This is a genomic window from Sphingomonas sp. FUKUSWIS1 (assembly GCF_000733135.1).
In the GTDB taxonomy this organism is placed as follows: Bacteria; Pseudomonadota; Alphaproteobacteria; order Sphingomonadales; family Sphingomonadaceae; genus Sphingomonas; species Sphingomonas aerolata.
Genome location: NZ_JPJC01000144.1, coordinates 1 through 5,947, shown reverse-complemented (window position 1 = coordinate 5,947; position 5,947 = coordinate 1). Strand labels below are relative to the sequence as shown.

Here is a 5,947-nt window from a genome sequence, read left to right as displayed (position 1 = left end):
GTCAGCCCCCACCGCGATACACAGCCGCGACGCGAAGGCGAGCACCGCGTCGGGCAGCGCGACCATCGGCAACCCCGCCCGCCCCCGCGCGATCGCCGCCAGCGTCGCGCGCTCGTCCGCCGCCCAGTGCCCGACGAACGCCGCCGGCGACCGCTCGAACGCGTCGCAGCGCCGGAGGATCTCGACGCGCTGGTCCAGATCCTGCGGGGTGCGAACCTCGACCGACAGCCCGAACCGGTCGAGCAGCTGCGGCCGCAATTCGCCCTCTTCGGGATTGCCGCTCCCGACCAGCACGAACCGCGCCGGATGACGGACGCTCAGCCCCTCGCGCTCGACGACATTCTCGCCCGACGCGGCGACGTCGAGCAGCAGGTCGACGATATGATCCTCGAGCAGATTGACCTCGTCGATATAGAGAAAACCGCCATTGGCGCGCGCGAGCAGCCCCGGCTCGAACGCCTTGATCCCCGCGCCCAGCGCGCGTTCGAGATCGAGCGCGCCGACCACCCGGTCCTCCGTCGCGCCGAGCGGCAGGTCGACGAACGGCACCGGCACCTGCCCGCTGCGCGGCGTCCCGTCCTGATACCCCGCCTGGTCGGCGCGCACCGGCGGCAGCAGCGCGGCGAGCGCGCGCACCGCGGTCGACTTGCCCGTGCCGCGATCGCCGAACACCATCACCCCGCCGATCCGCGCATCGACCGCAGCGATCAGCAGCGCGCGTTTCATCTCGTCCTGACCGACGATCGCCGAAAAGGGGAAAGACACGCGCATGCCAAAGGTGTAACACGCATTGGACACTCGGCAAGATGGACAATGTAATGCTTAACCCGATTGTCGTGAGCGGCAGTGCCGCCATCGCGCTCTGCGTCGTCGGCGGCTTGATGACGCCGATCGGCTCCTGGTACCGCACGCTGCGCAAGCCGCGGTTGCAGCCGCCAAACTGGCTGTTCGGTCCCGCCTGGACGATCATCCTCGGCCTGGCCGCCTGGTCCGCGTCGATCGCCTGGACCGCCGCGCCCGACGCCGCGACGCGCGCGGAGGTGGTGACGCTGTTTGCGGTCAACGCGGTCTTCCATCTGCTGTGGAGCCCTCTCTTCTTCCGCGCCCGGCGCCCCGACTGGGCGCTGATCGAGGTCGTGTTTCTCTGGGCGTCGCTCGTCGCGCTGGTCGTCGGGCTGTGGCCCATCGACCGCTTCGCGAGCCTGTTGATCGCGCCCTATCTCTTGTGGGTCAGCTTTGCGGCCTGGCTCAACTGGGCGATCGTGCGGCTGAACCGGCCGTTCGGTCACGCCGCCCAACGATACCCCGCATGACGAGGATATACGCCACCCCCTGAACGGAGAGCAGATCATGGCCACCCATCCGCACAGCTTCATCGCGCCAGCACCCGCCATCCCCGAGATCCGCGAGATCGGCACCGCCGACCTGCGCTGGGCCCTTGCCGAGGGGTGGAAGGATTTTCTCGCCAAGCGCGGCGACCTGATCGTGATCGGCCTGCTCTACCCGATCGTCTGCCTCGTCGCCGCGGTCGTGACGTACAACGCGCCGCTGCTGCCGCTGTTCTTCCCGCTGGTCGCCGGGCTCTCGATCCTCGGCCCCGCCGCCGCCTCGGGCTTCTACGAACTCGCGCGCCGCCGCGAAGAGGGGCGCGACTCGAGCTAGTGGCATTTCCTCGATCCGCTCAACGGACGCAGCCGCCTGCCGCTCGCGATCCTCACCGCCGGGCTCGCCGCGCTTATGGTCGGATGGCTGGCGACGGCCTATGCGGTCTATGACCTGACCTTCGGTGCGACCGCGCCGCTGCGGATCGGCGACGTCGCGGGCCGGCTGTTCACGACGCAGGAGGGGTGGACGCTGATCCTGCTCGGCAATCTGGCGGGCGCGCCGTTCGCGATCGCCACGCTGGTCTTCGCGCTGGTCGCGTTCCCGATGGTGGTCGATCAGCCGGTCGATGCAGGCCTCGCGCTGCGCACCTCGCTCGCAGCGGCGCGGCGCAACCCGCGCGCGGTGTTCGGCTGGGGGGCGCGAGTCGCCGGGCTCCTCGTCCTCGGGCTGATCCCGCTCGCGATCGGGCTGGCGGTGGTGCTGCCCTGGCTCGGCTATGCGACCTGGCACCTCTATACGCGTCTGGTCGTCCGCTGACGCACCCCCGCGCCGCGCCCGGGTTACCCGGCGCGGCGCGGTCGCCTTCAAGCCCGGGTCAGGCGCGGTCCGGGGTGGTACGATGGCGGACGATCCGCCTTCGCCGTGCCGAACCGCGACGGCTTGTCCCCCATCACGAAGGCGAGCTCGCCACCCTGGGCGAGGTCCGCGTGCCCGATCCAGTTCTTCGTCCAGGGCTTGCCGTTCCACCGCACCGACTGAACATAGGGTGCCTGCGGACCGTTGCCCGACGCGGTGATCCTGAGCGTCTTGCCGCCGCCCAGCGCGACCTCCGCGGCATCGAACAGCGGCGAGCCGAAGACATAGACCGCGCTGACCGGATCGACCGGATAGAGGCCGAGCGCGGAGAAGATGAACCACGCGCTCGTCTGCCCGCAATCGTCGTTGCCGATCACGCCGTCGGGATCCGCCTTGTACATCTCGGTGCACAGCCGCCGAACCATCGCCTGCGTCTTCCACGGCGCACCGGCATAGGCATACATGTACGCGGCATGCTGGTCGGGTTCGTTGCCATGCGCATATTGGCCGACCAGCCCCGAAATGTCGGGCGGCGCATTCTTGGGGAGCGTCGAGGGCGCGACGAACAGCGCGTCGAGCTTCTTCACGAACCCGGCATCCCCGCCGAACAGGTCGATCAGCCCGTAGATATCGTGCTGGTTGAGGAACGTCGCCTGCCAGCCATTCGCCTCGGTGTAATCGCGGTGCTTGTCGGGGTTGTGGCCAAGCTGGATCGGATCATAGTCCGCCCACCAGGTCCCGTCGGCGAAGCGCGGCCGTGCAAAGCCGATCTTCGGATCGATGACGTTGCGATAGTTGAGGCTGCGCTTGCGCAACGCCTGCGCGTCGGCGGAGGCGCCCGCCGCGTCCGCGAGCACCGCCATCGCCCAGTCGTCATACGCATATTCCTGCGTCCGGCTGACCGATTCCCAGACCTTGTCGGCGGGGATGAAGCCGAGGTCGTAATAATAGCCACGGCCGAGCGTGCTCTCCAGATCGCGGAAGCTGCGGTCGAACGCGCGGCGGCGGATCTGCGGCCAGGCGGCGGCATAGTCCGCCTTCACACCCTTCACGCACGCCTCGGCGAGCACCGACACGGAATGCCAGCCGATCATGCACGCGGTCTCGACACCCTGGAGCGGCCAGACCGGCGAGCCCGCCGGGCTCTGGGTCGTCTGGCGGACCAGATCGCGCGTGAACTGCGCGGCCTTGTCGGGCTGGACCAGATTGAGCAGCGGGTGCAGCGCGCGGTACGTGTCCCACAGCGAATAGGTGCTGTACGCGGGATCACCCGGCGCCGCTGTGTGCACCTTGCGGTCGAGCCCGACATAACGGCCGTCGCGGTCGGTGAAGAGCGTGGGCGACAGGAACGTATGATACAGCGCGCTCGCCATGATCGTGCGCTGATCGGGCGTGCCGCCCTCGACACGGATACAGTCGAGCTGCGTCTGCCAGGTCCGCGCCGCCGACCGGCGCACGCTGTCGAACTGCCAGCCCGGGGCCTCGCCCGCCAGCGCGGCCTTGGCGCCCGCGACGTCGACCGCGGAGATGCCCGTCTTGATCAGGATCGGTTCGCCGCCCGCCTGGTCGAAGAACAGCGCGACCTTCAGCCGGTTGCCGGTGATCGCCTTCGCGCCCGCCGGTGCCGGTTTGTCGTCGTCGCCGAAGAACTCGACGCGGTCGGGGCGGAGCGACAGCTGCATCGCGAAATGGATCCGCCGTCCCTTCGCCCAGCGGTGGACGCGGCGGCTGCCGGTCAGCATGCCGTCGGGCGACAGCGCCAGCGACGCCTCGTCGATCAGCACGCCCTTGTCCCAGACGTCGAGGATCATGTGCGCGAAGTCGATCAGAATGTGCCCCGCGCCCTGCGGGAAGGTATAGCGGTGATGCCCCGTCCGCTCGGTCACGGTCAGCTCGGCGAGCACGCCCGATTCGAGCTTCACGCGGTAATAGCCGGGCTCGGCCAGCTCATCGGAGAAGCGCTGGCGATAGCCGTCCTGCGGCTTGTCGAGCGCACCGGGTTTGAGCTTCAGCGGCCCGCGCGTCGGGACGACGAGGACGTCGAGCATGTCGCCGATTCCCGTCCCCGACAGATGCGTGTGGCTGAACCCCATGATCGAGCCGTCATCCTGGTGATAGCCCGAGCACGCGTCCCAGCGGCTGTTGTCGGTGTCGGGGCCGAGCTGGACCATCCCGAACGGCAGCGACGGCCCGGGATAGGTGTGGCCGTGCCCGCCCGTGCCGATGAACAGATCGGGCTTGCCCGCGGTCGGGCGCTGGCCCTGCGCGGTGGCAGCGGCGGCGGGCAGCACGCCCGCAAGGCCGGCAAGCCCGGTGGTGGCGAGCACCTGGCGGCGGTTGGCGGTGGTCATGTGTCTCTCCCGTGGGTCCATGTCAGTAGCGCGCGGCGAGCAAGCCGGGCTTGCGGCGCTCGAGGTCGAGTATCAGCTCGCCGAACAGCCCGTTGGCCCAGGCGAACCAGCTGCGCGTGAATTTCGTTGGATCATCCTTGTGGAAGGATTCGTGCATGAAGCCCGTGCCGCCATGCGTCGTCTTCAGCCATGTCAGGCACTGGCGGATCACGGCGTCGTCATCGCTGTTCATCGCATGCGTGACGATCGACATCGGCCAGATCATGTCGAGGCCGATATGCGGCCCGCCGATTCCCTGCGCGGCCTTGCCCGCAAAGAAATAGGGGTTGCGATCGCTCCAGGCGAGCGCGGCGGTGCGGCGGAACAGCGGGTCGGCGCGGTCCGCCGCGCCAAGCAGCGGCAGGCCCGACAGGCTCGGCACGTTGGCGTCGTCCATGAAGATCGCATTGCCGAAGCCGTCGACCTCATAGGCCCAGACCTCGCCCCCCTGCCCGTCCGGCATCCGGCCATGCGCGCGCAGCGCCGCCTCGACTTCGGTCGCCAGCGCCTCGCTGTCCGCCGCCCCCGCGGTATCGCCGCGCGCCTCGCGCTGGACCGTCGCCAGCATGCGCAGCGCCGACACCGCGAACAGGTTGGACGGGATCAGGAAGGGGTAGAGGCACGCATCGTCCGACGGGCGGAACATCGAATGGATCAGCCCGACCTTGCGCGTCGGGGCGCCATAGCCTTCGAACATCAGCGTCTCGGTCGGCGAGACGTTCAGCCGCTGGAAATGATACGGGCCCTTGCCGTCCTTGCGCTGCTGTTCGCGGAAGGTCGCGACCGCGCGGACCATCGCCTGCGCCCACAGGTCGTCGAACGGCGTCTTGTCGCGCGTCGCTGCCCAGTAGCCGTGCGCGAGCCGCATCGGGTAGCAGAGCGAGTCGATCTCCCATTTCCGCTCGGCGACGCCGGGTTTCATCTCGGTCTGGTCGGTCCGCGCGCCCAGGTTCGATTTCGCGGTCGGGTCGTCCATGAACGCGTTGGCGTACGGGTCGATCAGGATGCAGCGCGCCTGCCGAGCGATCAGCCCGACAAAAACCCGGCGCAGGCCCGCGTCCTTGGGCGCGAGATGGACATAGGTCTGCATCTGCGCCGAGCTGTCGCGCAGCCACAGCGCCTCGATATCGCCGGTGATGACGAACGCGTCGGGCTTGCCGTCGACCATGCCCAGCCGGACCGTGGTGTCGAGCGTGTTGGGGTAGCAATTCTCGAACAGCCAGGCGAGTTCGGGGTCGGCAATCTTCGCCTTCACGCGCGCGATCTCGGCCTCGACCGCGGCGCTGACGAAGCGACGCTCGCCACGCGGCGGGCGCTTGCTTGCCAGCGGCGCGGCGACCGCCCCACCGGGCAGCGCCGCCGTCAGTGCGAGCGCC

4 protein-coding genes and 1 pseudogene are annotated in these 5,947 nt (G+C 69.2%); 2 read left to right on the top strand and 3 right to left on the bottom strand.

Annotated features, from left to right (window positions below; all coding sequences use genetic code 11):
• Positions 1–771: ATP-binding protein (locus tag sphsw_RS09820; RefSeq protein ID WP_042467015.1), on the bottom strand; the 771-nt coding region annotated here is incomplete at its 3' end.
• A gap of 47 nt (positions 772–818) precedes the next feature.
• On the opposite strand from sphsw_RS09820, the gene sphsw_RS09815 reads away from it, so the two are divergent.
• Together sphsw_RS09815 and sphsw_RS09810 are read left to right on the top strand one after the other, a co-directional pair.
• Positions 819–1,313, top strand: coding sequence for a TspO/MBR family protein (locus tag sphsw_RS09815; RefSeq protein WP_031440462.1), 495 nt, complete (start codon positions 819–821; stop codon positions 1,311–1,313).
• A 37-nt stretch (positions 1,314–1,350) separates the two neighbouring features.
• Positions 1,351–2,142: pseudogene (locus tag sphsw_RS09810) on the top strand (DUF2189 domain-containing protein).
• Between the two features lie 47 nt (positions 2,143–2,189).
• Here the strand turns inward: sphsw_RS09810 and sphsw_RS09805 are convergent.
• Both sphsw_RS09805 and sphsw_RS09800 read right to left on the bottom strand, forming a co-directional pair.
• Positions 2,190–4,532, bottom strand: coding sequence for a GH92 family glycosyl hydrolase (locus sphsw_RS09805; protein ID WP_031440461.1), 2,343 nt, complete (start codon positions 4,530–4,532; stop codon positions 2,190–2,192).
• 22 nt (positions 4,533–4,554) lie between these two features.
• On the bottom strand, positions 4,555–5,947 hold a 1,393-nt coding region (locus tag sphsw_RS09800), incomplete at its 5' end, for a glycoside hydrolase family 125 protein (protein WP_031440460.1).

Coding starts and splice junctions, on each gene's coding strand:
- sphsw_RS09815 (WP_031440462.1), top strand. CDS start 819: ATGCTTAACCCGATTGTCGTGAGCGGCAGTGCCGCCATCGCGCTCTGC.
- sphsw_RS09805 (WP_031440461.1), bottom strand. CDS start 4,532: ATGACCACCGCCAACCGCCGCCAGGTGCTCGCCACCACCGGGCTTGCC.